The organism is Thalassospira profundimaris, from assembly GCF_003326755.1.
GTDB classification, from domain to species: domain Bacteria; phylum Pseudomonadota; class Alphaproteobacteria; order Rhodospirillales; family Thalassospiraceae; genus Thalassospira; species Thalassospira profundimaris_B.
In genome coordinates, this window is record NZ_JPWH01000005.1 from 208,472 (window position 1) to 234,804 (window position 26,333).

Here is a 26,333-nt window from a genome sequence, read left to right on the forward strand (position 1 = left end):
GACACAAAATTCACCTCAGAAAACAGACTTCTACCTCAGACTTGCCCTTTTTTTGCCAAACTCCCCCTTAATTTGGGAGGGGTGCGATGTGGTCCCACATATCGCCTGCTGCACAAATCATAAAAATCTCCGTGAACGCGGCAACAAACAGGATCAATAACCATGCGAAAAGCGTTTTACAATCCGGCCCGCAAGCTGTCTGCGGCGCTCGTGATTGTGTTATTCAGTGTGACGGGTATGGCTGGCAGTGCCTATGCCCGCAGCGCACCTGACAGCTTTGCCGATATGGCAGAACGGCTGCTTCCCGCCGTTGTCAATATTTCAACCAGCCAGCTTGTCGCCGACCGCCAGGGACCGGATTTCCAGTTCCCTCCCGGTTCGCCGTTTGAAGATTTGTTCCGTGATTTTATGGAACGCAATGGCCAGGGCAAGGATGGCGACAAAGCCCCGCACCAGCATCGTGCGACCGCCCTTGGTTCGGGTTTCATCATTTCCCCGGATGGCTACATCGTCACCAACAACCATGTGATTGATGGCGCAGACGAAATTTCGGTCACGTTGCATGACAACGAAACCCTGCCCGCCAAGCTGATTGGCCGGGACCCGAAAACCGACGTCGCGCTTTTGAAAGTGGAGCCAAAAAAAGACCTGCCCTTTGTCAAATGGGGTGATTCGGACAAGGCCCGTGTTGGTGACTGGGCAATGGCGATTGGCAACCCGTTTGGCCTGGGCGGCACCGTGACAGCCGGTATCATTTCAGCGCGCAACCGCGACATCAACCAGGGCCCGTATGACGACTTCATCCAGACCGATGCCGCCATTAACCGTGGCAACTCTGGTGGTCCGCTGTTCAATATGGACGGCGACGTGATTGGCATTAACAGCGCCATTTATTCGCCTTCTGGCGGGTCTGTCGGCATTGGCTTTGCCATCCCCTCGGCCATTGCCGAGTCGGTTGTTGACCAGATCAAGGAATATGGCCGTCCGCGGCGCGGCTGGCTGGGTGTTCACATCCAGACCGTGACCGACGACATTGCCGATTCCGTTGGCCTGGACGAAGCCTATGGCGCGATGGTGGCCGATGTCACCAAAGACGGCCCGGCAGCAAAAGCCGGCATCAAACAGGGTGACATCATCCTGAAATTTGATGGCAAAAAAGTCGAAAGCATGCGTCGCCTGCCGCGCATCGTTGCCGAAACCAAAATTGGCAAAGCAGTTGATGTGGAACTGTGGCGCGACGGCAAGAAAAAGGACGTCACCGTTGATCTTGGCGAGTTGAAGGAAGATACATCTGCCGACAACACCACCAAGGACAAACCCGAACAGCAACAGACCAAACCGTCGGGCGAAACCACGATTGATGCCCTTGGCCTGAAGGTTGCCAATATCGACGATGAACTGCGTCAGCGTTTCAACCTGACCGATGATACCGAAGGCGTTATCGTCACCGATGTTGATACCGCCAGCTACTCGGCTGAAAAGGGTGTTCGCCCGGGCGACATCATTCTCGAAGCCTCGCATCAGTCGGTCAAGGATGTTGCCGAAGTCGAAAAGGCGGTGAAGGCCGCCCAGGATGACGGCAAACGCACCATTCTGATGCTGATCGAAACGTCAGCCGGTCCGCGCTATTTCGGCCTGACGCTCGATAAAAAAGACAAATAACTTCTAAAGGCCAACGGCCTTGGATGAAAAGGAAGGGGCGGCTCCAAAACGGGCCGCCCCTTTTTTGTGACTGTTTACGGGATGGATGCCAAACTGTTTCAGACGGCCACAAACTGGTCACGGGTATAGCCCTGCACATAAAGCAACGCCGTTAAATCCCCATGATTGATGCGAATGCGGGCCTGGGCCTGCACTGATGGTTTGGCATGAAAGGCAACGCCGGTGCCAGCCAGTGAAATCATCTGCAAATCATTGGCCCCGTCGCCAACAGCAATGGCATCGGCAGGCGTAATACCGTTTTGCGCCGACAGTTTTTGCAGAGCATCGACCTTTGCCTGGCGGTCCAGCACCGGTTTTTTCACCTTGCCGGTCAGGGTTTTGCCATCATCGGTCAACAGGACATTGGCCTGGTCAAAATCAAACCCCAGCTCCCGACGCACCGCATTGGTAAAAAAGTCAAACCCGCCCGAAACCAGAGCGGCATAGGCCCCATTGGCACGCATGGTTGCCACAAGTGTGCGGGCCCCGCCGGTATATTCCACCCGCTTCCAGGCTTCATCAAGCATGGCAACCGGCATACCCGCCAGCAGACTGACCCGTTCATCAAGGGCGGCTTCAAAATCGAGTTCACCATTCATCGCACGCGCGGTAATGGCGGCCACCCGATCTTTGGCCCCGGCAAAATCAGCCAGTTCATCCAGGGTTTCGCCGGTGACAATCGTGCTGTCCATGTCCGCGATCAGCAGTTTTTTGGCGCGCCCCAGCACCGGTTGCACCACCAGATCAGCCGCCACATCACACTTTTCCAGCGCCTTGTCGGCCTGCTCGGGCGTTATACCGGTAAAAATCAGATCACATGCCTCGCCAGAGGCCAACCAGCAGGTTTCGGCTGTTTTGGCGCCACCGGCACGCAGGGCGGCGCGTGCACTGTCGATCATCTCATCATCCAGGGCACCGGATTGGGGGGGCACGATCAGGGTCAGGACCAGATCCATGTCACAAAGGCTCCTTGCTGGCAGGAATATGCGGGAAATATCGCTGTCTTTATCCCGATTGCGTCCCCCAAAGACAAGAAAAGTTTCGCCAAAAACGGAACATCAACGGCGTAGGAACATTGATACAATAAGACTTACTCTTAACATGGCCGGTTTACCCCGGCCCGCTGTGCAGAATGAAAGCCGGTCATGGAAATCAGTACGTTTACCGCCCGCGAATTTAACCAGGATACCAGCAAGGCCAAAAAAGCCAGTCTGAAAGGCCCGGTATTTATTACCGACCGGGGAAAACCCGCCCATGTTCTTTTATCGATCGAGCAATATCAGAAAATTCTGGGTCTTGCGCCATCGATCGTCGATCTGCTGGCCAGGGCCGAAACGGCCGATATTGACCTTGTTCCCCAACGTATCGAGAACATGTCCGACATTACGGATCTGAAATAATGTATTTGCTAGACAGCGACGTTATCGTCGAACTCAGAAAAGCTGGCACCGAAAAAGCCAACGACAATGTCGTCAAATGGGCGCAATCCGTTCCGACTGCCGGAACGTTCCTGTCCGCGATCACGATTCTGGAACTGGAAATTTCCATTCTGGAGCTGGAATGGCAGGATGAGGCACGCGGTGAATTGATGCGCCAGTGGCTTGACGAAAATGTCATTCCCGCCTTCGATGGCCGGGTGCTGCCGATCAATGAAAAGGTCGCCCGCACCTTTGCTCGGTTTCACAGCCGCACCCGCCATTCCGAAGGGGCAACCCTGCTTGCCGCCACCGCCCTGGTGCATGGCCTGACCGTGGTAACGCGCAATACCGACGAATTCAAACAAACCGGTGTTACCCTGTGTAACCCGTGGGATGCGCCCGAAGAAGCGCCATGCAACCCGGACAACTAAACAGGATGTCCCTGCCCCGGTTACACTAAAACCCCAACTAACCGGCTTTGGCTGTCGCGCAAGCATGACAGTCCCCGGATGGCGGGCCTTTCTTACATTTCCAATGCAAACAGTTTATGGATAACAGTCTGGCACCTGTTATACCCGCCGTTAACATGCGATGTTTTCCGATGTCGCATGGTTGAACGGCAAAACGGAACTGCATTGATGACACCCACAGACATTCCTGCTTCTTCACCTTTGGCAGCTACGCGCGCAAGTTCTGGTGCCCGGTCTTTTCTTCCCGTCATCATCGTCGCCGGACCAACAGCCAGTGGCAAATCCGCACTGGCGCTGGATCTTGCGCGGGAATTTGACGGGGTGATCATTAACGCCGACAGCATGCAGGTTTATCGCGAGCTGCGCGTGCTGAGCGCCCGGCCGGACGAAAGTGAAACGGCACAGGCCCCGCACCGCCTTTATGGCGTGCTGTCGGGGGCGGAGGCCTGTTCGGCCGGAAAGTGGCGGGAAATGGCCCTGGCCGAAATTGCCGCCTGCCATCAAAACGGCCAGCTTCCCATCGTGACCGGTGGTACCGGCATGTATCTCAATGCCCTGATCAACGGCATTGCGCCGATTCCCGATATTGATAAATCCGTGCGCGACACCCTAACTGCCGAACTGGAAAGCCTCGGCCATACCGCATTTTTCGCCAAACTTCGGGAACAGGACCCGGCCACCGCCGCCAATCTGGACCCGGCCAACAGCCAGCGCCTGATTCGCGCTGCCGAGGTTTTGCGCGCAACCGGCCACGGTTTGGCCCACTGGCACGGGGCCGGGATGCTGCGCCCGCCCGAGGGTATGGCGTTTTTGAAATTCTGCTATATGCCGCCGCGCGACATTTTATACGACCGCTGCAATCGCCGGTTCGACCTGATGATTGATCAGGGCGCAATTGAGGAAGTGCGTTCCCTGCTGGCGCAAAATCTGCCATCCGACTCCCCGGTAATGAAAGCCGTTGGTGTGCGCGAACTTGGCGCTTACCTGGCCGGATCCCTTTCGCTTGAGGAAGCAAAAACCCTGGCACAGCGCGAAACACGTCGCTATGCCAAACGCCAGCTAACGTGGTTTCGCCACCAGATGCCGGACCGTGAAACCATTGACGCGCAATATTCGGAAACTCTGACAAGCAAATTGCGCAATCTTGTTCACCAATTTCTGTTGACCGCGCCAAAGTGAGGCGATAGTTTGGCCCTTCCGCCGATGAAATGGCGGAAAACCGCCGTTTCGGCGGCTTTTTCAACCCCAATCACAGGGTAGATCGATCATGTTGCAATCTCGCGGTTATCACGCGACACGTTGTTGTCGCTAAGTAAGAGGCTCGAAGAATCATGGCAGAACGTATTATGAATGGTGCAGAAGTAGTGTTGCAGGCCCTGGCAGACCAGGGTGTGGAAGTCGTATTCGGCTATCCCGGCGGCGCTGTGCTTCCGCTATATGACGAGATTTTCAAACAGAATCACATTCGTCACGTTCTAGTGCGCCATGAACAGGCTGCCGTGCATGCCGCCGAAGGTTATGCACGCTCCACCGGCAAGGTTGGCTGTGTGCTGGTCACAAGCGGCCCCGGTGCGACAAATGCCGTTACCGGCCTGACCGACGCATTGCTCGATTCTATTCCCATTGTCTGCCTGACCGGGCAGGTGCCCACGCATCTGATTGGCAATGACGCCTTTCAGGAGGCCGACACCACCGGCATTACGCGGCCCTGCACCAAGCACAATTATCTGGTCAAGGAAAGCGACCGCCTGGCGCGCACCATGCACGAGGCCTTTCATGTTGCGACCTCCGGCCGCCCCGGCCCGGTGGTGATTGACCTGCCGAAGGATATTCTGGTCAGCCCCGCCCCCTATATCGAACCAGCCAAAGTGCAGCACCGCACCTATAACCCGCAGGTCAAGGGCGACCGTTCGCAAATCGAACAGGCGGTTGAAATTCTGGCCTCGGCCAAAAAGCCGGTTTTGTATTGCGGTGGTGGCGTCATCAATTCCGGCCCGCAGGCCTGCAAATTGCTGACTGAATTTACCCGCCTGACCGGCGCGCCAATCACCCTGACCCTGATGGGCCTGGGGGCGTATCCGGCGTCGGACAAACAGTATCTTGGCATGCTGGGCATGCACGGCACCTATGAAGCTAACCTTGCGATGCACGATTGTGACGTGATGGTTGCCATCGGTGCCCGGTTTGATGACCGTGTGACAGGGAATATCGACTTCTTCTCGCCCGGTTCCACCAAAATCCAGATCGATATCGACCCCAGCTCGATCAACAAGAACGTTGCTGTTGATGTTGGTATTGTCGGCGATGTTGGCCATGTCATTGAAGACATGATGAAGGTCTGGAAGGCCAAACAATACAGCATCAATCAGGCTGCCCTGGATGCCTGGTGGGGTGAAATTGAAGGCTGGCGTGAAAAACGTTGCCTGTCCTACATTCAGCCCAATGATGTGATCAAACCGCAGCATGTTATTCGCCGCATGCACGCGCTGACGCGTGATCGCAAAACCTTCATCACCACCGATGTCGGCCAGCATCAGATGTGGGCTGCCCAGCATTTCGGCTTTGAACATCCCAATGAATGGATGACGTCGGGTGGCCTTGGCACAATGGGCTATGGCCTGCCAGCCGCAATGGGCGTTCAGGTGGCCCATCCCGATGCCACCGTTATCTGCTTTAGCGGTGATGCCTCGATCATGATGAATATCCAGGAATGCGCGACACTCACCCAGTATCGCCTGCCGGTCAAAACCGTGATCCTGAATAACCGTTATATGGGCATGGTGCGCCAGTGGCAGCAGCTTTTGCACGGGTCGCGCTATTCCGAAAGCTATAGCGAAACCCTGCCCGATTTCGTCAAGCTGGCCGATGCCTTTGGCTTTACCGGTCTTACCTGCACCAAACCTGATGATCTTGATGATGCGCTTCAGAAAATGCTCGATATTGACGGGCCGGTGATTCTGGATGTGGCGGTGGATGACAAGGAAAACTGCTTCCCGATGATTCCGTCTGGCAAGCCGCACAATGAAATGTTGCTGGGCCATGAAACAGGTGACGCCCAGGCCATCGATTCCGACGAAGGGATGGTGCTGGTCTAAGCTGGCGTTTTATTGACGCGCATATGCGCACCAGACGATACGATATTTTCATGATGACAGGCGGGGCTGGCGCGATGACCCCATCGCCCGCCCCGACCGCAGCGGAGCAAGACCGTGAAAGAAACCGAAATTTCCAAACACACCATTTCTGTTCTGGTGGACAACGAAGCGGGTGTTCTCGCCCGTGTTATTGGCCTGTTTTCCGGCCGTGGCTATAACATCGAAAGCCTGACCGTAGCCGAAGTTGACGCCAATTCGCGCCAGTCGCGGATTACGGTTGTCACCTCGGGAACACCGATGGTGATCGAACAGATCAAGGCCCAGCTTGGCCGTCTGGTACCGGTTCACAAGGTCAGCGATTTGACCCTGGCAGGCCCCAGCGTTGAGCGCGAACTGGCATTGGTCAAGGTCATTGCGACCGGTGAAAAACGTGTCGAATCCCTGCGCATTGCCGATATTTTCAAGGCGCGCGCCGTTGATGCGACCAATACTTCCTTTATTTTCGAAATCATCGGCAGCCCTGAAAAGATTGATGCCTTCAATAAATTGATGGAGCCGCTTGGCCTTTCGGAAATTTCCCGTACCGGTGTTGCCGCAATTTCGCGCGGCACCATTATGATGTGAATTTGCCCTGCCCCGGCACGGGCCGGGGCGGACGCCAAATACATTTCACCCTTTTAATCCAGCGACCACGCCAATCACAAAACAAGCGTGGCCCAACGTCCAGAGGTATCGAAAGATGCGTGTTTATTACGACCGCGATGCAGATGTTAACCTGATCAAGACCAAAAAAGTTGCTATTATCGGTTACGGTTCCCAGGGCCATGCCCATGCCCTTAACCTGCATGATTCCGGCGTTGCCGAAGTGGCTGTTGGCCTGCGTGAAGGTTCTTCGTCGCGCAAGAAAGCCGAAGCTGCCGGTCTGAAAACCATGACCCCGGCCGAAGCCGCGTCCTGGGCTGACGTTGTCATGATCCTGACGCCGGACGAACACCAGGCTGCGATCTATGCCAACGAAATCGGTGCCAACCTGAAGGAAGGTGCCGCTCTGATGTTTGCGCATGGTCTGAACGTGCATTTCGGCCTGATCGAGCCGCGTTCCGACCTTGACGTGATGATGGTCGCACCGAAGGGCCCGGGCCACACCGTGCGTTCCGAATATGTCCGTGGTGGTGGTGTTCCCTGCCTGGTCGCTGTTGAACAGAATGCCTCGGGCAATGCCCTTGAACTGGCCCTGTCCTATGCGTCGGCCATTGGCGGCGGTCGTTCGGGTGTTATCGAAACCACCTTCCGTGAAGAATGCGAAACCGACCTGTTTGGCGAACAGGCTGTTCTGTGCGGTGGTTTGACCCAGCTGATCAAATACGGCTTTGAAACCCTGACCGAAGCAGGCTATGCCCCGGAAATGGCCTATTTCGAGTGCCTGCACGAAGTGAAGCTGATCGTTGATCTGATGTATGAAGGCGGCATGGCCAACATGCGTTATTCGATCTCGAACACTGCGGAATATGGCGACTATGTCACCGGCCCGCGCGTGATTGATCCGTCTGTCAAAGAACGCATGAAAGGCGTTCTGGCCGACATTCAGGAAGGCAAATTCGTGCGTGACTTCGTTCAGGAAATGCACTGCGGCCAGCCGATGTTCAAGGCAACCCGCCGCCTGAACGCCGAACACCAGATCGAGGAAGTTGGTGAAAAACTCCGCGCCATGATGCCGTGGATTGCCGCCAACAAGCTGGTCGACAAAGAAAAGAACTAAGGTTCTTTGAAGATCCGAATATTTAAACGACCGTCGGTTTTTCCGGCGGTCGTTTTTCTTTGCCCAACAATAATCTTTGGCCCGGTCAACCCAGATCCTCGATCAAACGAAAGCGTTCCCAGACAATTTGCATGTCGGGGGAAAAGCCGCCATTACGCTCGAAATAGGCACTGTGGCCGGTCCGCCATTCCTCCAGGCTGTCATCTTCGCCTTCGGCCAGGGCCATTGCTTCGGTTATTTCGTCAAACCGGCACTGAACCAGCTCTGCCGTTTCAATGACAAGCGCGGGTGTATCGTCCCAGTTCAGGGCAATATCCTGTCGGCCAATTTCCGGCATGGCCTCGCCCGCCTGGTAATCCCGCAAGGCCCCGCAGGTCGCCACCTTTTTACCCGATCGCACCAGGGCAACCAGTTCCTCGCACAGCGCCGCACTATCACCAAACTTGAAGGTTTCCGCGCCCGGATACCGTTGTTTCAGGGCCTTCAATGCGTCAGACATCCCAAATATTCCTTGTCATCGCTTTCGTTACAGGCATCGAACATATTCATAGAACCAATGCCCGCAATATTATGCACATCACACATATACACAACTTTGCAGGACAAGACGCCCCCAAACGCCCTCACCAAACGACGAAATCCTTTTGTTGCAGAAGAATGCCGCAGAAAAATGCCTCCGGACAAAAGCCGTCGCAGTGCGGCATTGCGGAATTAGTACTGGTATCTGGCGGGCAACTTAATTAATTCTGACCTTTAAAACTTTAACTCAGATATGAGCTTACGAATGTCCGAATTCATAGACCTTTCGCCAGAAGTTGCCGAAGCCTTTGCCAGTGGTGCACCCGTGGTGGCCCTGGAATCGACCATCATTTCACACGGTATGCCTTACCCGCAAAATCTAGAGACGGCACAGGCTGTCGAACAGGATATTCGCGATAATGGTGCGGTGCCTGCCACCATTGCCGTCATTGGCGGGCGCTGCAAGGTCGGGCTTGCCCCGGCAGAGCTGGAATATTTCGCCAAAGGCAGTGGCATTTTAAAACTGTCGCGCCGCGATATTCCCTATGCCATTGCCAAAAAATGCGATGGGGCGACCACCGTTTCGGCAACCATGATTTTGGCTGAAAAGGCCGGTATTTCCATTTTTGCCACCGGCGGCATTGGCGGGGTTCATCGCGACCTTGCGGCCAATTATGATGTTTCGGCCGATCTGACCGAACTGGGCCAAACCAGTGTTGCCGTGGTGTGCGCCGGGGCAAAGGCCATTTTGGATATTCCGATGACGCTGGAACATCTTGAAACGCTGGGTGTGCCGGTTATTGCCTATAACACCGACGATTTCCCGGCATTTTACACCGTCAAAAGCGGCCAAAAGGCCCCCTTGCGCCTGGACAGCCCCGAACAGATTGCCGATTTCCTGACCGCAAAATGGGATTTCGGCCTGGAAGGGGGCGTTGTGATTGGCAACCCGCCGCCTGCCGAAACCGCCCTGCCGCGCGAGGCCATCGAACATTTCATCGACTCCGCCCTGATAGAAGCCAAAGAGCAAAACATTCAGGGCCGCGAGGTCACACCGTTCCTGCTTAAACGTGTAACCGAACTGACCGAAGGCAAAAGCCTGGAAGCCAATATTGCCCTGGTGCGCAACAATGCCCGCCTGGCTGCCAAAATTGCCGTGGCCCGCGCCAAATAAGCGCGATCAGGCCACCTTTCATTACGGCAATAAACACAAAAATGCGGGCCTTTCATGGTCCGCATTTTTGTTTAACCTGAAAAAGGGCGTGGAGCCACCCGGTTGAGAGGCCGCCCCACGCCACCATCGCCTGCCTTATGCCAGGGTGGCATGTGGCAACAGGCTGCGATCAAGCCGACGATCATCAACAGGATCATCCCAAACCGTGCGGCACGGCAACACACCCGCCCAAACCGGCAATGCGTAATCTTCTTCATCATCCACCGGATCACCCGACCGAATCTTGGCCGAAACCTCTGCCATGTCGAATTCAAGAAACAGGGTGGCCTTTAATTCCTGTATGTTGGGCTGGCGAATCTGATCCCAGCGGCCTTTTGCCAGCTTTTCGATAAAAAGCGCGGATTGTTCCATTTTCAACGCCGGGTCATTCAGTACACGGCCTTTGCCATACATCACCACCGACCGGTAATTGGCAGAATGATGAAAGGCCGACCGGGCCATCACCAGCCCGTCAAGATGGGTGATACAAATACAGGCCTCCGCCCCATCGGCAATCGCCGCAAGCACACGGTTTTTGGTCGCCCCGTGAATATAAAACTGTTCCCCCGCCCGCCAATGCGCCGTCGGGATCATCACCGGGCGCCCGTCAAGCACCGTGCCGACATGGCAAATGATCGCCTCATCGATAATGCGATGCACCGTTGCGCGGTCATAGCTGGCGCGCTTGTGCCCGCGCACCATTTTTGTCCGCGGGGAAATGTCATAGGTGCTGTTACTCATATCGGTGTCTCCGGGTCGGTCATTAACGTTATACCCGTATCATCACCAGAATTGGACTTTTCATAAGAACCGATATACTAAATTTGATGGAACCAATTTAATGCAGCACCGGGTATGAGCACGATTTTTTCCTGGATATTCGCAAGCCAGCCAAATGACGCCCACCTGCCCGCCTATCGCAGGCTTTATCTGGGCATTCGCGCGGCCATTCTGGACGGGCGCTTAAAACCGGGGGAAAAACTGCCTGCCACCCGCGATCTGGCCCGGCAATTGCGCCTGTCGCGCAATACCATCGTCAATGCCTTTGATTTGCTGATGTCAGAAGGCTATCTCGAAGGGCGGATCGGTGCGGGAAGTTTTGTTGCCGCCAGCCTGCCCGACCAGCTTTTTCAGGCAGATAATCGCAATAGCCCCGCAAAATCCCCTATCCAATCCGCAGTCCAATCCCCCGGCCCATCCGCCAAGCCGCCATCCCCGGATCAAAACAGCCCGGCATGCCGCCCGCGCCGGATCAGCAAAAGTGCGCAGCGCAGCCTGGCTTTTACGCGCTTTCACCAGTCTTTTCCCGTCGCACAGCCCTTTAACCCGGCGATGCCGGACCTGTCGGCTTTTCCGTTTGATATTTGGGCGCGCCTGTTACGCCGTGCCTGGCGCGCGCCGCATCCTGCCATTGCCACCCCGCAGGACAGCATGGGCCTCGCCGACTTGCGCACTGAAATTGCGGGCTGGTTGCGCCAATCGCGCGGGGTGAATTGCCATGCCGATCAGGTGATGATTGTTTCCGGGGCCCAGCAAGCGCTGGACCTTGTCGGCCGTGCCCTGATTGACCCCGGTGATGTCGTGGCCCTGGAAGACCCGGGATATGAAGGCATACGCGGCGTGCTGGCCGCCAATGGCGCGGTGATCCAACCCATTCCGGTGGATGCCGAGGGCCTTCAGGTAAATGCCCTGACAACCTCTTACGATGCCCCGCCGCGGATGGTGGTGACAACACCGTCGCGCAATTATCCGATGGGAACCACGCTTTCGCTGGCCCGCAGGCTGGCCCTGCTGCAATGGGCGCATGACAATGACGGCTGGATCATCGAAGACGATTATGACAGCGAATATCGCTATGACGGCCCGCCTCTTTCCTCCCTTCAGGGGTTGGATCGCGAAAACCGGGTCATTTATATCGGCACGTTTTCGCGGGTGCTGTTTCCCGGTATCCGGCTGGGCTATCTGGTTTTGCCACATGATCTGGTGCCGGTTTTTCGCGGCTTGCGCGGCTTTGCCGATGGTGTACCCGGCCCCACGGCCCAGGCCGCCCTGGCCGCCTTTTTTGCCGACGGGCATTTTGGCAGCCATGTGCGGCGCATGCGCCTGCTATATGGCGAACGGCGCAATCACCTTTTGGCGCTGATCCGCACTCACGCCAGCGACCTTCTGGATATTGTGGTCAATGATGGCGGGCTGCATATTTGTACCCGGTTGATCAACGGGCAGCGCGATGTGCAGTATCAATCTGCCCTGTTGGACAAGCAAATTGATTGCCGCTTTCTATCCACCTATTTCCATGACAATGAAATGGCGGAAAACAAAACCACCCGGCAGGGATTGATCATGGGATTTGCCGGATGGGAAAAATCGCAACTGGATAAAAGTTTTGCTGATCTGATCCAAATTCTGCGCCGTAACACTTAATGTACCCCGAGCCGGAGACAGAGCGCGCCGCCAATCCCCCACTGGCATGTTACAAAGGCGCGCTCTTCTCAATTTGATCTTATCCCTTTGAAAGACCCGACAAACCAGAGGCCCGGATGCCCCGTCCCCCTATTGCCATCATGTGGTTTCGCAATGATTTGCGCCTGACAGACAACCCCGCCCTTGCAAGCGCCGTTTCCTGGGCACGGGACAATCATGGCACAGTTCTGCCAATCTATATTCTTGACGACATCACGGAAAAACAACTGGGCGGTGCCACCCGCTGGTGGCTGCAACACAGCCTCACGGCCCTTGAAAAGGCGATTACCGATAAAACCGGCACCAGTGCCACCGATAAACCGGGCAACAGCCTGCGCCTGTTTCGCGGCGATGCAAAAACCGTGTTCGCCCGGTTGTGCGACGATCACGACATTGGGGCGGTATTCTGGAACCGCTGTTATGACCCGCAATCGGTGGCACGCGACAAGGCGTTAAAACAGCATTGCCGGGATGAGCTGACCCTTGAATGCAAAAGTTTTAACAGCCACCTGTTATTTGAACCCTGGCAGGTCAAAACCGGGGCGGGCACATCATTTAAGGTATTTTCTCCGTTCTGGCGGGCCTGTTTAAAAATGCCCGCGCCAGAGGCGCCGCAAAAGGCGCCAAAAGATATTCCCCTGTCTGGTGTCAGCCCGGATCAGGCGGTCTCTCTGAACGATCTGGACCTGTCGCCAAAACCATTTAACTGGGCCACGGGCTTTGCCGAACGCTTTACACCGGGCGAGGATGCCGCCCGTCAGCAGCTTGCCGATTTCATTGATGACCATTTGGCGGATTATGCCAGTCTGCGCGACCGGCCCGACCGGCGGGTGACGTCGGAACTTTCACCGCATTTGCGCTTTGGTGAAATCAGCCCGCGCGAGATCTGGCATGCCGTCAGCCATCGGGCGGAGGCCGAGCCAAAACTGCAAAAAACGGCTGCCAAATTTCTTGCCGAACTGGGCTGGCGCGAATTTGCCCATCACATTTTATTTCACGCCAATGACCTGCGCACCGAGCCCTTGCAAGAACAGTTTCACCATTTCCCCTGGCGCACGGACGATACGGCCCTGAAGGCCTGGCAGCAGGGCCAAACCGGCTATCCCATCGTCGATGCCGGAATGCGCGAACTGTGGCATACCGGCTATATGCACAACCGGGTGCGCATGATTGTTGGCTCTTTGCTGGTCAAACATCTGCTTTTGCATTGGCAGCACGGGCTTGAATGGTTTGACGATACGCTGGTGGATGCCTGCCCGGCAGCAGATCCGTTTTCCTGGCAATGGATTGGCGGCTGCGGGGCAGATGCCGCCCCCTATTTCCGCATTTTCAACCCGGTGCTTCAGGGCGAAAAGTTTGACGAAAAAGGCGATTATGTCCGCCAATGGGTGCCCGAACTGCACAACCTGCCCGATTCCCACATCCATAAACCGTGGGAAGCCTCAGCCCTTGTGTTGAAGGGAGCGGGCATCACCCTTGGCGAAACCTACCCAAAACCGATTGTCGATTTAAAGGGTGGCCGCGAACGCGCACTGGAAGCCTATCAACAGATGAAAGCAAAGAGCGAAACGGAGCAATAGCCAGATTTTACAACTGTCGGAACAGGTTGTAGCTACCCTCTAAAATCGAACCTGCTACAATCGACCGGTATTTTGCATTGAGGCCCCCAATGTTGTAGCTACCCTCTAAAATCGAACCTGCTACAATCTTGGCCTTGATAAAGGCTTCGGCGATTTTGTTGTAGCTACCCTCTAAAATCGAACCTGCTACAATCTTGGCCTTGATAAAGGCTTCGGCGATTTTGTTGTAGCTACCCTCTAAAATCGAACCTGCTACAATTAGGGCGCCAGGCACCATCCCTGGCGTTTCGTTGTAGCTACCCTCTAAAATCGAACCTGCTACAATTAGGGCGCCAGGCACCATCCCTGGCGTTTCGTTGTAGCTACCCTCTAAAATCTACCCTGCTACAATTTAAAGGTGCAGCATCAGCACCTGGCAGCCGTTGTAGCTACCCTCTAAAATCGAACCTGCTACAATAACAGGTTGTTCGTGAATACACAAACGACGGTTGTAGCTACCCTCTAAAATCGAACCTGCTACAATAACAGGTTGTTCGTGAATACACAAACGACGGTTGTAGCTACCCTCTAAAATCGAACCTGCTACAATTTAAAGGTGCAGCATCAGCACCTGGCAGCCGTTGTAGCTACCCTCTAAAATCGAACCTGCTACAATTTAAAGGTGCAGCATCAGCACCTGGCAGCCGTTGTAGCTACCCTCTAAAATCGAACCTGCTACAATAGGAACCCTGAATCCCGCAGCATATTCAATATGTTGCGGGATTTTTTCGTGTCAAAAACCGATATTTTCATCCGAAAAACCGGGTGTTTTTCGCAAAAATGAGCCTTTTTTGCCTGTCTTAATCACCCGAATGATCACCGTTTTGGCAGGTTTTCAAAATGAAAGGGTGTTAGCGCCAAAACGGTTTTTGCTTGTCGAACGCCTTCCAGGCATTGGCAATGCCTTGCAGGCGATAATCGGCCCGCGCGCCATACCAGCCCGCGATCCGCCCCACCCCGGCCATGCCCTGCTTGCTGAGGGTAGATTGCAAAACCGCCAGTCTGCTTTCGGCAACGGCAGCATCGTTAAGCTGGCCCAAAATATCCTGCAATTCGGCCAGATTATTACGGAACTTGCGCACCGATTTGCCGCTGTAAATTTCATAAAAGAAATCGCAGGCATAGCGCATCTGTTTTACATCCAGCCGCCAGGCATGCAGCCCGGCAATGCTGAGTTCCGTAACCTTGCTGCCGCGCTTGCCCATGCGTTTACGCGCCTTTTCCAGCAGCGGTTCGGCCAGTTCGCCAATCGGGGCGGACATGGCACGCATTTGCGCCGCACTTGCCCCCGATGCCCAGCGCGAATAGCTGGACCACGCCCCCAATAGCAGGCAAAGCTGCTGGTAGTCCGAAGACTCCAGCATCGCCCGTGCCGTTTTCAGGGCCTGTTCACGCTGCTGCTCCGCTGCCTTGCGCAATTCGGCATTGGGGCCGTTTTCATCATGATCGGGAAAACGCATTTCAATGGCGGGCAGGGTTTCATCCAAAAACACATCCCAGTCACGCAGGGCATCAAGGCCCTTGGTGCAGGCTTTTAACAAACGGCGAATCAGCACGGCCTCGCCTGCCGGAAGATTATGGCGAAACAGGCTGAACGCCACCCGCAAACGCCGCATGCCGATACGCATCTGATGGCAGCCTTCCGGATGCAAATCCTGGCGAACACACACTTCATTGCCCAAAATCATCGTCAAACCTTGGGCAAGTACGGCACGAAAGGCTTCTTCGGCACTCATCCCGGCATGAAGCCCCACCGGCACCGCCTTGTAAAAGGTAGGCTGTTCATTAAAATACAGGGCCCGCCCGCGCGAGGCCTTTGAGCGCAAACTCAGGTAAAGTGGCACAGTGCGCTGCAATTCCAGGGCAAGATCAAACAAGGTGGCCGGATGACCTTCCTTTAATTCCAGCTCAACCTCGGAAATCGGCGTTTCGCGGTCTCCGGCGCGCACAACACCCTGGTCAATTGCCAGTTCCATCACCGCATCGCGATAGCCAAGGTCAACGCTGCTGCGCGAAAGATCGGTTTCAAAAATACGATTGATCTTTTTGTTTTTCGCCAGCTTGTCGAGCAGGGCCACCACATCGTCATCGGTGAATTTTGACAGATCAAGTTCGCCATTTTCCAGCTCGACCGTCCATTCCTGGCGTTCGGGCAAGGCTGCACGCAACCCGTTGGACGCCTTGACGGTTTGCTCCCACCCGGTGCTGCCTTTCTTGCGTACCCGAATCGCAAGCCCCTTGCGCGACAGCGCCAGTTTGGGCGTATCGTAATAGATGGAAACAAGCTGCGTGGTATTGAGACGGCGGCCTTCTTTCACTTCGCGCAAAACAGGAGCCTGCTTGAGACGATTCACATGTTTCGGATCGATCCGCATCTTGAGTTCGATCTCGATCTGTTTCTCCGTCATTCGGTTTCCCTATCTATATTGTTCTGCCCTTTTGGCAGGTGCCGGAAAATGTCACCTGTAGACAGTTCTATCGTGAAACATATTTCAGAAATTTGAAATGATGTTGCTCAAAACGACGTCATGTATTTGTAATAATGTGGTAAAAAAACAAACTAAACACTGCCGTGGCAAGCATTTTTGCCCCATCGCCCGCAAGTCGGAAAATCGATGTTCAATTGAATGAGAAAACACTGCCCGGAACGTTCATATAATCACGAATCCAGCCCATTTCGCGCGACACCTCCCCCATAAAGAGAGAATTTTCATCACGTTACAACTCCGCTGGCGTCACCCCGAAGGCGGATTCCCAACCGGCAGCGCACCGTCAGCCACAATCACGCAACATCAAAAAGGCGTCTGTTTTGAAAGATATGGGATTGTTGTGAAACAGGCACAAAAAAACCCGGCCGAAGCCAGGTCATTTTGAAGTTCAAGTGGTGCCCAGAGGCGGATTCGAACCACCGACACGCGGATTTTCAGTCCACTGCTCTACCAACTGAGCTATCTGGGCATCCTTGAAGCGTTTCCGTTTCCGGAAGTGTTCCCTGCGGAACGAGCGGGGTTATACAAGCTGGCTTCCCCCTTGTCCAGCCTGTTTTCACATTTTTTTTGAACTTAAAATTCGTCTTCATCTTCAAGGTCTTCAAGATACTCTGGCGGCTCGGTCGCAGGCACGGCATAACTGGCATTCAGCCACTTGCCCAAATCCAGGTCCGCACAGCGTTTGGAGCAGAAAGGCTTGTATTTTTCCACAACAGGGGCGTCGCACATGGCGCATGTCGTTGCCCCGCTGCCGCTCGCCGTCTTGGACGATGCCGTCATTTTACCGACCATTATCTAGTCCCTTTCAATCACATATTCATGGCGCGCCAGTGTCGGGTCCGCATTGCACGGCGGGAGCCCTCCAAAAATATCGCCAAGGATACGACGGAAACTTTCCCGTTCCGCGCTCCATTGCAAAATATCAGGATGCAGACGCAACCGCACTCCACCCATTGGCCGATGGCGCATTTCGGCGACAAGGCAGCGCAACACCTTATTTGCCGCCGTATCACGGCACAATTTGCGCCCGGGGCCTGGCGAAGCTGCCGAATCGCTCTCAAACATCAGCGATGCCAAATCGGCCCCGCTGCGCTGGCGGCTGAATTCATACAGGCCCAAACGGGTAAAACCGCCAATCTGTACCGCCCCATCCGTTTCGGCCGCAAAGCCCTGCTTTATCACCGCATCAAAGGCATCACGTGCCGCCCGGCCCGGCATCCGGATCGGATCAATCACCACAAGCCCCCCCAAATTGCGCAACCGCACCTGATGCACAATTTCGGCAGCAGCAGACAAATTGACATCCAGATTGCGACGGGCAGCATTCTGCCCCGTTTGCGCCCCACCGGCATTCACATCTATGGCGCACAGGGCCGTGGTTGCCTCGATCGAAATCCAGCCACCACCGGGCAAGGCAATACGCGTTGCCAGCGCATCTTCCAGCGCCGCCTCAACACCGTCGCTGTCAAACAGCAGGGTTTCACCCTTATGTGCGCTGAGGGCGGCATCACTGGCCCCATGCGCACGCAACATCCCGCGCAGGCGGATATATTCCGCCATCCCATCCACAATGCAGGGGGCACCTGCCATAAGGTGATGTTCGATCACTTGATCAATCTCGGAAAGCGCCTGAAAAACCCGAACCGGACGCGTTGCATTTTTTTGGGCACCAACCGCCTTGTCCCAAATCGCCCGAAGCCGGGAAAAGGCACCATGCAGGGCAGCCTCGTCCCAGTTTGCCGCCGATGTCCGCAGGGTTACGCTTTCGCCCTTTATCGCCAGCGCCTTCAGGGTTGCGGCAAGGCGGTCGCGTGTTTGCGGGTCGGCAATTTTACGGGGAATATCAATCATGCCGCCGGTCGGGCGCATAATCATGCCCGGCCCCTCAATGGCAATACGCCCGGTCAGTTTTGGTCCCTTGTCCTCAAAACCAAGGCGCGAAATCTGTACAATCACCCATTGCCCTTCATGGACCGGGCCATCAATACGGTCCAGCGGCAACAGGCCATCGTCACAGCCCGCCAGCACCACCATCGCCGCCCCCATTTCCGGCATGACGCGCGATATGCGACCGATATGAATATCAAAACGGCGCGGCCCCCCGCGATCCAGCCAAATGCGGCTGATACGGTTATTTTCCAGCAGGGCAACCCGGCGTTCGTCGGCCACCGCATCAATCAGCAAAAGCCTGTCATCCGCCACATTGCCCGGCATCGGCATGGTTATCCGGCCTCCGGTGTGTATCCCAATCCGCGCAGCAGGGCATCGGCATCATAGAGCGACAGGCCAACAACATTGCTGTAAGAACCCAAAATCTTGCGCACAAACACCGCCGCCAGCCCCTGAATGGCATAAGCCCCCGCCTTGCCCTGCCATTCATCGCTGGCAAGATACCGGTTGATGTCGCCTTCATTGAGGTTGCGGAAAATCACCTGGGTTTCCACCACCCGTGATCGCAGGATGCCATCGGGCGCAATCACGCACACACCGCCATAAACACGATGCCGCCGCCCCGATAGCATTCCAAGAAATTTGCGCGCTTCTGCCGCATCGTCGGGTTTGCCCAGGGTTCGCCTTCCGCAGGCAACCACCGTATCGGCCGCCAGCACATAGGCCCCGTCATGGGCGCTGACCACCGCCTTTGCCTTTTCTTCGGCAAGGCGCAGGGCCAGGCGACGCGGGCTTTCGTCTTTTAACGGTGTTTCATCAATATCGGCTGGTGCAATGGCATCCGGGATTATACCGATCTGGGTTAACAGCTCCACCCGCCGGGGCGAGGCCGATGCCAGAACAAACTTGGATGAAACATTTGACGACAAGGAACGGCTCCCGATTGGCAAAACAGATGCGATGCGCACCTTAACAGGACATGTCCAACGACAAAACGCCCATTGCCCCAATCGCAGTGGTAGGCCTTGTCGAAAAATATCCCCAAACAGACAAATGCCGCCAGATCGGGGATCATGCGGCATTGCGTCGATTTACACAGCCATAATAATCACGGTTTGCCGGATATTACATACCCAAAGCCGCCTTTGCATAAAAGGCGGCCTCAAACCGGAACAACATGTGCAGATTATTTAAAGCGGAACGTGATCCGACCCTTGGTCAAATCATAAGGCGTCATTTCCACGCTGACGCGGTCGCCTGCCAGAACGCGAATACGGTTTTTCCGCATCTTGCCCGAAGTATGGGCGAGAATTTCATGATCATTGTCCAGCTTCACGCGGAACATCGCGTTGGGCAGAAGTTCCGTAACAGTGCCCTGAAACTCGATAACGTCTTCTTTAGCCATGTGACTCCTAAACTTTTGTGCTGCAACACCAAATACCGGTTGGCGCAAACTGCGCCGATCGCGCGAAAAGGTCAAGCCCTTTCACGTGTCGCACAGTGCGCCCCGGCAATGCGGTACGTGCATGTTTCGCCTAATATAGGTAACATAAGGTGATCGTGCCACCTCTATTGCCAAGACCCCAGACTGGAACATCCATGAAAAAAGTTCTCACCCCGGACCAGTTCCCCAAAATTCGCCCCGCGATTGCCCAGGATACCGGCCATATACTGGCGATGTTGCGCGAAATTGCCCGCGTGACAGACAGCCTGGATAAATTTGTCAGCAGCAAGGAAGACATATTGCGCGACGGATTTGGCGACAATCCGGCGTTTCACGCCCTGATCGGCGAAACCGAAGAAGGGCAACCCCTTGCCATGTGCCTGTATTTTGACAGCTATTCCACCTTTCGCGGCAAGGCAGGCATTTACATTCAGGATTTATATGTGGATTCGTCGCTGCGGGGCGGCGGTTTTGCCCGATACCTGTTTTCACACGTGGCCGCCCATGCCAAACGCACCAATCGCCACTATATCCGCCTGTCCGTCGATGCCGAAAACATGACCGGACAGAAATTTTACCGCAAAATCGGGATGCGCGCCGCCGTCAATGAACGCATTTTCGTTCTGGATGGCGCTGCCCTGAATACCCTTGCCGACGAAGCGGAATTGATGGCGTAAAATACCCTAAAATTTGGGTGCTGGTGCCAGCGGGAACCGTTCGAGAATGCGTTTTTGCAACTGGTCGCGCACCTGCCGGTAGGCCTCCAGCCGGGTTTCGCGTGTGCCCTCAATCAAGGTGGCGTCAAAGGTATTCCAAAACTCGACATCACAGGCCATCGTACGGGTCATTTCCACCGCACGGTGCTGGGCCTCGGGCGAGAGGGTGACGATCAAATCAAAAAAGCCGTCTTCCAGTTCGTCAAAGGTTTTGGGTTTATAACCGGAAATATCAAGGCCAATTTCATCCATGACGGCCACGGCAAAACCATCAAGGTCGCCCGCACGCAAGCCGCAACATTCAACATAGACCCGATTACCGTGAAAATGCCGCATCAATGACGCCGCCATAATCGAACGGACAGCATTGTAACTACAGGCAAACAATACGGCACCGGGAATATCCTGCGCCACTGGCTCTTACCCTCGAATGTGAAGAACGCAAATCAGGGTAAAAAGCCGCCGGGCGGTGTTTTCATCAATTTCCACCTTGTCGGCCAGCAACTCGCGCAATTGTTCCGACCCTTCATTATGCAGGCCACGGCGCGCCATATCGATGGTCTCGATCTGGGCGGCGGACGCCTTTTTGATCGCGTCATAATAACTTTCGCAGATCATGAAGTAATCCTTCACGATGCGGCGAAACGGGGTGAGCGGCAATGTAATGGTCGTCAGGTTTTCATCTTCATTGTCGCCGCGCACATCCATATAGATGCGGTTGTCTTCAATGCGCATATGCACCGAATAGGGGCCAACAAAATCACCAACCGGGGCAAAATGGTTTTCTTCCAGAAGATCATAAATCGCCACCGCCTGTTCGTGCTCGACTTCCGGGCGGCGACGGATTTTGTATTTCTGGTCAAGATATATACCGGCGATACACTGGTTGTTTTCGGTGTCTGCCATCATCTTTTCCCCTATCCCCGGTTGGGTGTATTCCATGCTGTGATGCAATAACCTTACATGCGGTTGGACCGGATCGCTACAGAAAGTCCATGTGCCTGCAAACCTTCGCTATGCGCAAGGGCAATTGCGGCCGGGCCAATTTTAGCAAGACTTTCAGGCGTACATTTGATCAGCGAGGACCGCTTGATGAAATCCAGCACCCCAAGACCCGAGGAAAACCGCGCCGAACGCGCCGTTGGCAATACATGGTTGGGCCCGGCGACATAGTCGCCAATGGCTTCGGGCGTATAACGGCCCAGGAAAATTGCCCCGGCATGATGAATTTTTTCTGCCAGAGCGTCCGGATCATCCACCGCAAGTTCCAGATGCTCCGGTGCCAGCCGGTCCACCAGGGCCGGGGCCTGGTCCAGGTTTTCCACCAGCACAACCGCACCAAAATCGCGCCAGCTGGCCCCGGCAATTTCCGCCCGCGGCAGGGTTTCCAGATGCACATCAATCGCCTTTTGCACTGCATCGGCAAAATTGGCGTCATCGGTAATTAAAATCGATTGCGCAACCGGGTCGTGTTCCGCCTGCGAGAGCAAATCTGCCGCCACCCAGGACGGATCATTGCTGCCGTCGGCCACCACCAGAATTTCCGACGGACCGGCAATCATATCAATGCCAACCTGACCAAAAACACGGCGCTTGGCCGCCGCAACAAAAGCATTGCCCGGACCGACAATTTTATCAACCGGACGAATGGTTTGCGTGCCATAGGCCAGGGCGGCAACGGCCTGTGCCCCGCCAATACGGTAAATTTCATCGACCCCGGCAATGCGGGCGGCCGCCAGCACCAGCGGGTTCATTTTGTTATCAGGTGTTGGCACCACCATCACCAGGCGTTCCACCCCGGCAACCTTGGCCGGGATCGCATTCATCAACACCGATGACGGATAGGATGCCAGCCCGCCCGGCACATAAAGCCCGGCGGCACTTACCGCCCGCCAGCGCCAGCCCAGTTCCACACCACTTTCATCGGTATAGCGTTCATCAGTCGGCATCTGCTTTTCATGATAGGCGCGAATGCGAGTAGCGGCGGTTTTAAGCGACTCCAGCAAAGATGGCTCGATATCGGAAATTGCCAAATCGACTTCTTCACGCGTTACCGCCATGCCCTGGGCATCAATCGACAGGCGGTCAAAGCGGTTGGTATATTCAACAACGGCCTCGTCACCACGGGCGCGCACATCGGCAATAATTTCGGCAACGGCGGCATCCACATCGGCATCCGCCTCGCGCTTCATGCCCAGAAGTTTGACGAACTCTTCCTCAAAGGTCGAATCAGTAATCGATAATTTAATCGGCATGGCGCACCTCGGAGAAACGGTCAATCAACGGCTGAATTTCGGTCGGACGGGTTTTAAGCGCGGCCCGGTTGACAATCAGACGCGAGGTAATATCGGCAATATGTTCAATCTCGCGCAGGCCATTGGCAACAAGGGTATTGCCCGTTGAAACAAGGTCGACAATCCGGCGGCACAGGCCCAGCGTCGGGGCGAGTTCCATCGCGCCATTCAGCTTGATACATTCGGCCTGCACCCCGCGTGCGGCAAAATGGTTGCGCGTGACATTGGGGTATTTGGTCGCCACTCGCACATGCGACCAGCGCGAAGGGTCATCCCCCTCGATCATCTCTTGCGGTTCGGCCACGGCCAGGCGGCAATGACCAATGCCCAGATCCAGCGGGGCGTAAATCTCGGAATAATCAAATTCCATCAGCACATCATTGCCGCACACCCCGATATGGGCCGCGCCAAAGGCGACAAAGGTGGCAACGTCAAAGCTGCGCACCCGGATAATATCGAGATGCGGATGATTGGTGGCAAAACGCAACGCACGGGATTTCGGGTCGTCAAATGCGGCTTCAGGCTCAATGCCTGCCGCCCGCACCAGGGGCATTACCTCTTCGAGAATGCGTCCCTTGGGCAGGGCCAGCACCAGCTTTGCGTCGTCAGTCATCAATCAGTCGCCTTGCGCTTTGTTGTCTTTCTGCCGCCTGCCATCTCGGTCAGTCAGGGGCCATCAATATTCACATCAAAGGTGCCCGCCCCGCTTTCGGGACGGGCGTTTTCCATGTTGCCGCACGAAATTATTCGCGCACACGTTCAATTTTTGCCCCGCAGGCTGCCAGCTTTTCTTCCAGGCGTTCATACCCACGATCCAGGTGGTAAACACGGTTGATCACCGTTTCCCCCTCGCCCGCCAGCCCGGCCAGCACCATCGAAACCGATGCGCGCAGGTCGGTCGCCATCACTTCAGCACCCGATAATTTGGCACTACCCCGCACAATGGCGGAACGGCCATGCACGTTAATGTCAGCGCCCATACGGCTCAGTTCCGGGACATGCATGAAACGGTTTTCAAAAATCGTTTCCGTAATCATCGACGCGCCGTTGGCGACCGTCATCAGGGCCATGAACTGTGCCTGCATGTCGGTCGGAAAGCCGGGGTAAGGTTCGGTCATCACATCCACGCCCTTAAGCGTGGCGCGGTTGCCCTGCACGATCATGCCGTCTTCGGTTTCGGTAATTTCCACACCGGCCTGGCGCAGCGCATCAATCAGCGAGCTGATCAGCGATGCCCGTGTTCCCACCAGTTCAATTTCACCGCCGGTAATGGCAGCGGCAATGGCATAGGTGCCGGTTTCAATCCGGTCCGGCACAACCGAATATTCCGCCCCGTGCAGGCGCGGCTTGCCGGTAATTTTCAGGGTATCGGTGCCAATGCCTTCAATTTCCGCTCCCATCGCCACCAAGCAATGGGCCAAGTCGGCGACTTCGGGTTCGCGCGCGGCATTGGCAATGGTGGTCACGCCATCGGCCAGGGACGCCGCCATAATGGCATTTTCGGTTGCCCCCACAGAAACCTGCGGAAACAGGACATGCCCGCCCTTTAGGCCTTCGGGCGCACGCGCCTCGATATAGCCTTCGGTCAAATGGATTTCCGCCCCCATCGCTTCCAGCGCCTTAAGGTGCAAATCCACCGGCCGGTTGCCAATGGCACAACCACCGGGCAGCGACACCCGCGCAATGCCACAACGGGCGACCAGCGGCCCCAGCACCAAAACCGATGCCCGCATTTTACGCACCAGATCATAAGGTGCGGTTGTTGAGGCGATTTCCTTGGCCTGCATGTCCAGCACGCGCCCGGTATGCCCGCCATTGGGCGCGTTGCCATCCATATGCAGCGCGACACCATGCTGGCTTAACAATTTTGCCATCGATGTAATGTCATCAAGATGGGGCAGATTGCTTAATGTCAGGGTTTCATCCGTCAGAAGGGCGGCTGCCATTAACGGCAGGGCGGCATTTTTGGCCCCGCCAATGGCGATTTTGCCCTGCAGGCGGCGGCCACCGGAAATCTTGATTTTGTCCATTCAATCCTCGTTGAACCGTGCGGTGCACGGCGTGTTTGATAGTGGCGTGATACCGCCCTGTCACAGACGCGGCAGGGTCACACCTTTTTGTCCCATATATTTTCCGGCACGGTCGGCATAGGATGTGTCACATTCCGCCTCGGCCTTCAGGAAAATAAACTGGCACGCCCCTTCATTGGCATAAATGCGGGCCGGAAGCGGCGTGGTATTTGAAAATTCCAGCGTCACATGCCCCTCCCATTCCGGTTCAAGCGGCGTGACATTAACGATGATGCCGCAACGGGCATAGGTCGATTTCCCAAGGCAAATAACCAGCGTGTCGCGCGGAATACGGAAATATTCAACCGTGCGCGCCAGGGCAAAACTGTTGGGCGGAATAACGCAGACATCGGTCTTACGGTTCACAAATCCCTGATCGGAAAATTCCTTGGGATCGACAATTGCCGAATCGACATTGGTGAAAATCTTGAACTCGTCTGCCACCCGGGCATCATAGCCATAGGAACTCACCCCATAGGAAATGACGCCATCCCGTTTGAAACCATCCACAAATGGCTCAATCATGCCTTTTTCCTGCGCCATATGGCGTATCCAGTGATCAGGCCTTACCGACATAGTGCCACCTCCGCCAAAACGAATTTCGATACCCACAAGGTTTTACCCGCCCCTGCCCTGCAAGATCAACCAGACGATGCCGTCAAAGGCGGCAAAGCCTGCATTTTTCTCAATTACGGCCCGATTGGCCTGGTCAAACACGACCGCCACATGGAATGCCACGCTTTATTTCGCGTTTTCGTCATCCTTATTGGCGGCATCATCATTCATTGTGTCCTCCTTGCGTCCGCGTTGCTGTTGCTTGCGGCGCGCCAGATTGGCACGCAGGGCCTCGGCTTCGCGTTTCAAACGCTCCGGCGAGGGGATGGGTTTGGCCTGTTTTTTCTTTTCGGTCATGGTCACTTCTGGTCGTTGAACGGGTCGGAAACAAGCAGGTCAATCCGCGCGAAACATACACGACAAGGTGTCAAAATAACGACGATCGAACGCCAGTTGAAAAAGGTGCGTATTTCGGGCTTGACCAGACGCTAGGCAGTAGCCTATAACCCGCCCGCACCGCAAGGGTTCTTGCTGCCGTAGCTCAGGGGTAGAGCACTCCCTTGGTAAGGGAGAGGTCGAGAGTTCAAATCTCTCCGGCAGCACCATTTGCCCGAATTCG

The 26,333-nt window shown here is 55.5% G+C and carries 27 protein-coding genes and 2 tRNA genes; 12 read left to right on the forward strand and 17 right to left on the reverse strand.

The features are described from left to right. Positions 1–162: 162 nt before the first annotated feature. A complete protein-coding gene (locus TH25_RS08310; protein ID WP_114087958.1) occupies positions 163–1,662 on the forward strand; it encodes a DegQ family serine endoprotease in 1,500 nt (499 codons plus the stop codon). A 98-nt stretch (positions 1,663–1,760) separates the two neighbouring features. Here the strand turns inward: TH25_RS08310 and serB are convergent, their stop codons facing one another. Continuing rightward, positions 1,761–2,657 carry a phosphoserine phosphatase SerB gene (gene serB, locus TH25_RS08315; RefSeq protein ID WP_114087959.1) on the reverse strand — a complete coding sequence of 299 codons (897 nt, stop codon included), beginning with the start codon at positions 2,655–2,657 and terminating at the stop codon, positions 1,761–1,763. Positions 2,658–2,846: 189 nt separating this feature from the next. Between serB and TH25_RS08320 the strand changes: the two genes are divergently transcribed. The 6 genes from TH25_RS08320 to ilvC all read left to right on the forward strand — a co-directional run bounded on the left by TH25_RS08320 (position 2,847) and on the right by ilvC (position 8,443). Then, a complete protein-coding gene (locus TH25_RS08320; protein WP_114087960.1) occupies positions 2,847–3,101 on the forward strand; it encodes a type II toxin-antitoxin system Phd/YefM family antitoxin in 255 nt (84 codons plus the stop codon). After that, entirely contained in the window at positions 3,101–3,550 is a 450-nt protein-coding gene (locus tag TH25_RS08325; protein ID WP_114087961.1) for a type II toxin-antitoxin system VapC family toxin, read from the forward strand. The genes TH25_RS08320 and TH25_RS08325 overlap by 1 nt, the downstream gene beginning before the upstream one ends. 207 nt (positions 3,551–3,757) lie before the next feature. Beyond that, on the forward strand, positions 3,758–4,768 hold the full coding sequence (miaA, locus tag TH25_RS08330; protein ID WP_114087962.1) for a tRNA (adenosine(37)-N6)-dimethylallyltransferase MiaA: 1,011 nt from the start codon (positions 3,758–3,760) through the stop codon (positions 4,766–4,768). Positions 4,769–4,920: 152 nt separating this feature from the next. After that, positions 4,921–6,684 carry an acetolactate synthase 3 large subunit gene (locus TH25_RS08335; protein WP_114087963.1) on the forward strand — a complete coding sequence of 588 codons (1,764 nt, stop codon included), beginning with the start codon at positions 4,921–4,923 and terminating at the stop codon, positions 6,682–6,684. 114 nt (positions 6,685–6,798) lie between these two features. Then, entirely contained in the window at positions 6,799–7,308 is a 510-nt protein-coding gene (gene ilvN / locus TH25_RS08340; protein WP_114087964.1) for an acetolactate synthase small subunit, read from the forward strand. Positions 7,309–7,423: 115 nt separating this feature from the next. Beyond that, positions 7,424–8,443 (forward strand): ketol-acid reductoisomerase, encoded by a 1,020-nt coding sequence (ilvC, locus tag TH25_RS08345; protein ID WP_114087965.1) that lies wholly within the window; start codon positions 7,424–7,426, stop codon positions 8,441–8,443. Between the two features lie 85 nt (positions 8,444–8,528). On the opposite strand, the gene TH25_RS08350 is transcribed toward ilvC, so the two are convergent. Continuing rightward, positions 8,529–8,942 carry an ASCH domain-containing protein gene (locus tag TH25_RS08350; RefSeq protein ID WP_114087966.1) on the reverse strand — a complete coding sequence of 138 codons (414 nt, stop codon included), beginning with the start codon at positions 8,940–8,942 and terminating at the stop codon, positions 8,529–8,531. 285 nt (positions 8,943–9,227) lie between these two features. Here TH25_RS08350 and TH25_RS08355 point away from each other — a divergent pair, with 285 nt between their 5' ends. After that, positions 9,228–10,136, forward strand: coding sequence for a pseudouridine-5'-phosphate glycosidase (locus TH25_RS08355; RefSeq protein WP_114087967.1), 909 nt, complete (start codon positions 9,228–9,230; stop codon positions 10,134–10,136). 135 nt (positions 10,137–10,271) lie between these two features. Here TH25_RS08355 and TH25_RS08360 read toward each other — a convergent pair whose 3' ends face one another. Further along, the gene (locus TH25_RS08360) at positions 10,272–10,916 is read right to left on the reverse strand and encodes a pyridoxamine 5'-phosphate oxidase family protein (RefSeq protein WP_114087968.1); all 645 of its coding nucleotides are present in this window, start codon (positions 10,914–10,916) and stop codon (positions 10,272–10,274) included. A gap of 114 nt (positions 10,917–11,030) precedes the next feature. On the opposite strand from TH25_RS08360, the gene pdxR reads away from it, so the two are divergent. Both pdxR and TH25_RS08370 read left to right on the forward strand, forming a co-directional pair. Continuing rightward, on the forward strand, positions 11,031–12,599 hold the full coding sequence (gene pdxR, locus TH25_RS08365; RefSeq protein ID WP_114087969.1) for a MocR-like pyridoxine biosynthesis transcription factor PdxR: 1,569 nt from the start codon (positions 11,031–11,033) through the stop codon (positions 12,597–12,599). Between the two features lie 116 nt (positions 12,600–12,715). Next, positions 12,716–14,218 carry a cryptochrome/photolyase family protein gene (locus TH25_RS08370; protein WP_114087970.1) on the forward strand — a complete coding sequence of 501 codons (1,503 nt, stop codon included), beginning with the start codon at positions 12,716–12,718 and terminating at the stop codon, positions 14,216–14,218. 7 nt (positions 14,219–14,225) lie between these two features. Here the strand turns inward: TH25_RS08370 and TH25_RS25695 are convergent, their stop codons facing one another. The 7 genes from TH25_RS25695 to infA all read right to left on the reverse strand — a co-directional run bounded on the left by TH25_RS25695 (position 14,226) and on the right by infA (position 20,041). Next, positions 14,226–14,561, reverse strand: a complete 336-nt coding sequence (locus tag TH25_RS25695; protein ID WP_404969419.1) for a hypothetical protein — start codon at positions 14,559–14,561, stop codon at positions 14,226–14,228. Positions 14,562–15,108: 547 nt separating this feature from the next. Continuing rightward, positions 15,109–16,665 (reverse strand): CYTH and CHAD domain-containing protein, encoded by a 1,557-nt coding sequence (locus TH25_RS08375; protein WP_114087971.1) that lies wholly within the window; start codon positions 16,663–16,665, stop codon positions 15,109–15,111. Positions 16,666–17,139: 474 nt separating this feature from the next. Next, positions 17,140–17,215, reverse strand: a tRNA-Phe gene (locus tag TH25_RS08380). Between the two features lie 104 nt (positions 17,216–17,319). Then, positions 17,320–17,538, reverse strand: a complete 219-nt coding sequence (locus TH25_RS08385; RefSeq protein ID WP_114087972.1) for a DNA gyrase inhibitor YacG — start codon at positions 17,536–17,538, stop codon at positions 17,320–17,322. A gap of 3 nt (positions 17,539–17,541) precedes the next feature. Beyond that, entirely contained in the window at positions 17,542–18,966 is a 1,425-nt protein-coding gene (locus TH25_RS08390; protein ID WP_258549081.1) for a ribonuclease E/G, read from the reverse strand. A 2-nt stretch (positions 18,967–18,968) separates the two neighbouring features. Beyond that, positions 18,969–19,565, reverse strand: a complete 597-nt coding sequence (locus TH25_RS08395; RefSeq protein WP_258549082.1) for a Maf family protein — start codon at positions 19,563–19,565, stop codon at positions 18,969–18,971. Between the two features lie 257 nt (positions 19,566–19,822). Continuing rightward, positions 19,823–20,041 carry a translation initiation factor IF-1 gene (gene infA / locus TH25_RS08400; protein WP_073955974.1) on the reverse strand — a complete coding sequence of 73 codons (219 nt, stop codon included), beginning with the start codon at positions 20,039–20,041 and terminating at the stop codon, positions 19,823–19,825. Positions 20,042–20,235: 194 nt separating this feature from the next. On the opposite strand from infA, the gene TH25_RS08405 reads away from it, so the two are divergent. Further along, the gene (locus TH25_RS08405) at positions 20,236–20,757 is read left to right on the forward strand and encodes a GNAT family N-acetyltransferase (protein ID WP_114087974.1); all 522 of its coding nucleotides are present in this window, start codon (positions 20,236–20,238) and stop codon (positions 20,755–20,757) included. Positions 20,758–20,763: 6 nt separating this feature from the next. On the opposite strand, the gene TH25_RS08410 is transcribed toward TH25_RS08405, so the two are convergent. The 7 genes from TH25_RS08410 to TH25_RS24890 all read right to left on the reverse strand — a co-directional run bounded on the left by TH25_RS08410 (position 20,764) and on the right by TH25_RS24890 (position 26,071). Then, positions 20,764–21,210, reverse strand: coding sequence for an arsenate reductase/protein-tyrosine-phosphatase family protein (locus TH25_RS08410; RefSeq protein WP_114087975.1), 447 nt, complete (start codon positions 21,208–21,210; stop codon positions 20,764–20,766). A 6-nt stretch (positions 21,211–21,216) separates the two neighbouring features. Next, positions 21,217–21,702 carry a UPF0262 family protein gene (locus TH25_RS08415; RefSeq protein WP_114088018.1) on the reverse strand — a complete coding sequence of 162 codons (486 nt, stop codon included), beginning with the start codon at positions 21,700–21,702 and terminating at the stop codon, positions 21,217–21,219. Positions 21,703–21,755: 53 nt separating this feature from the next. Next, complete coding sequence (hisD, locus tag TH25_RS08420; RefSeq protein ID WP_114087976.1) at positions 21,756–23,051, reverse strand: histidinol dehydrogenase; 1,296 nt, start codon at positions 23,049–23,051, stop codon at positions 21,756–21,758. Then, on the reverse strand, positions 23,041–23,703 hold the full coding sequence (gene hisG / locus TH25_RS08425) for an ATP phosphoribosyltransferase (protein WP_114087977.1): 663 nt from the start codon (positions 23,701–23,703) through the stop codon (positions 23,041–23,043). Before hisG ends, hisD begins: the two co-directional genes overlap by 11 nt. Positions 23,704–23,833: 130 nt before the next feature. Further along, a complete protein-coding gene (gene murA, locus TH25_RS08430; protein ID WP_114087978.1) occupies positions 23,834–25,120 on the reverse strand; it encodes a UDP-N-acetylglucosamine 1-carboxyvinyltransferase in 1,287 nt (428 codons plus the stop codon). A gap of 60 nt (positions 25,121–25,180) precedes the next feature. Beyond that, the gene (gene dcd / locus TH25_RS08435; protein WP_114087979.1) at positions 25,181–25,735 is read right to left on the reverse strand and encodes a dCTP deaminase; all 555 of its coding nucleotides are present in this window, start codon (positions 25,733–25,735) and stop codon (positions 25,181–25,183) included. 165 nt (positions 25,736–25,900) lie between these two features. Next, positions 25,901–26,071 carry a hypothetical protein gene (locus TH25_RS24890; protein WP_181847487.1) on the reverse strand — a complete coding sequence of 57 codons (171 nt, stop codon included), beginning with the start codon at positions 26,069–26,071 and terminating at the stop codon, positions 25,901–25,903. 173 nt (positions 26,072–26,244) lie between these two features. Between TH25_RS24890 and TH25_RS08440 the strand changes: the two genes are divergently transcribed. Continuing rightward, positions 26,245–26,319 (forward strand) — tRNA-Thr (locus TH25_RS08440). Positions 26,320–26,333: the final 14 nt, after the last annotated feature.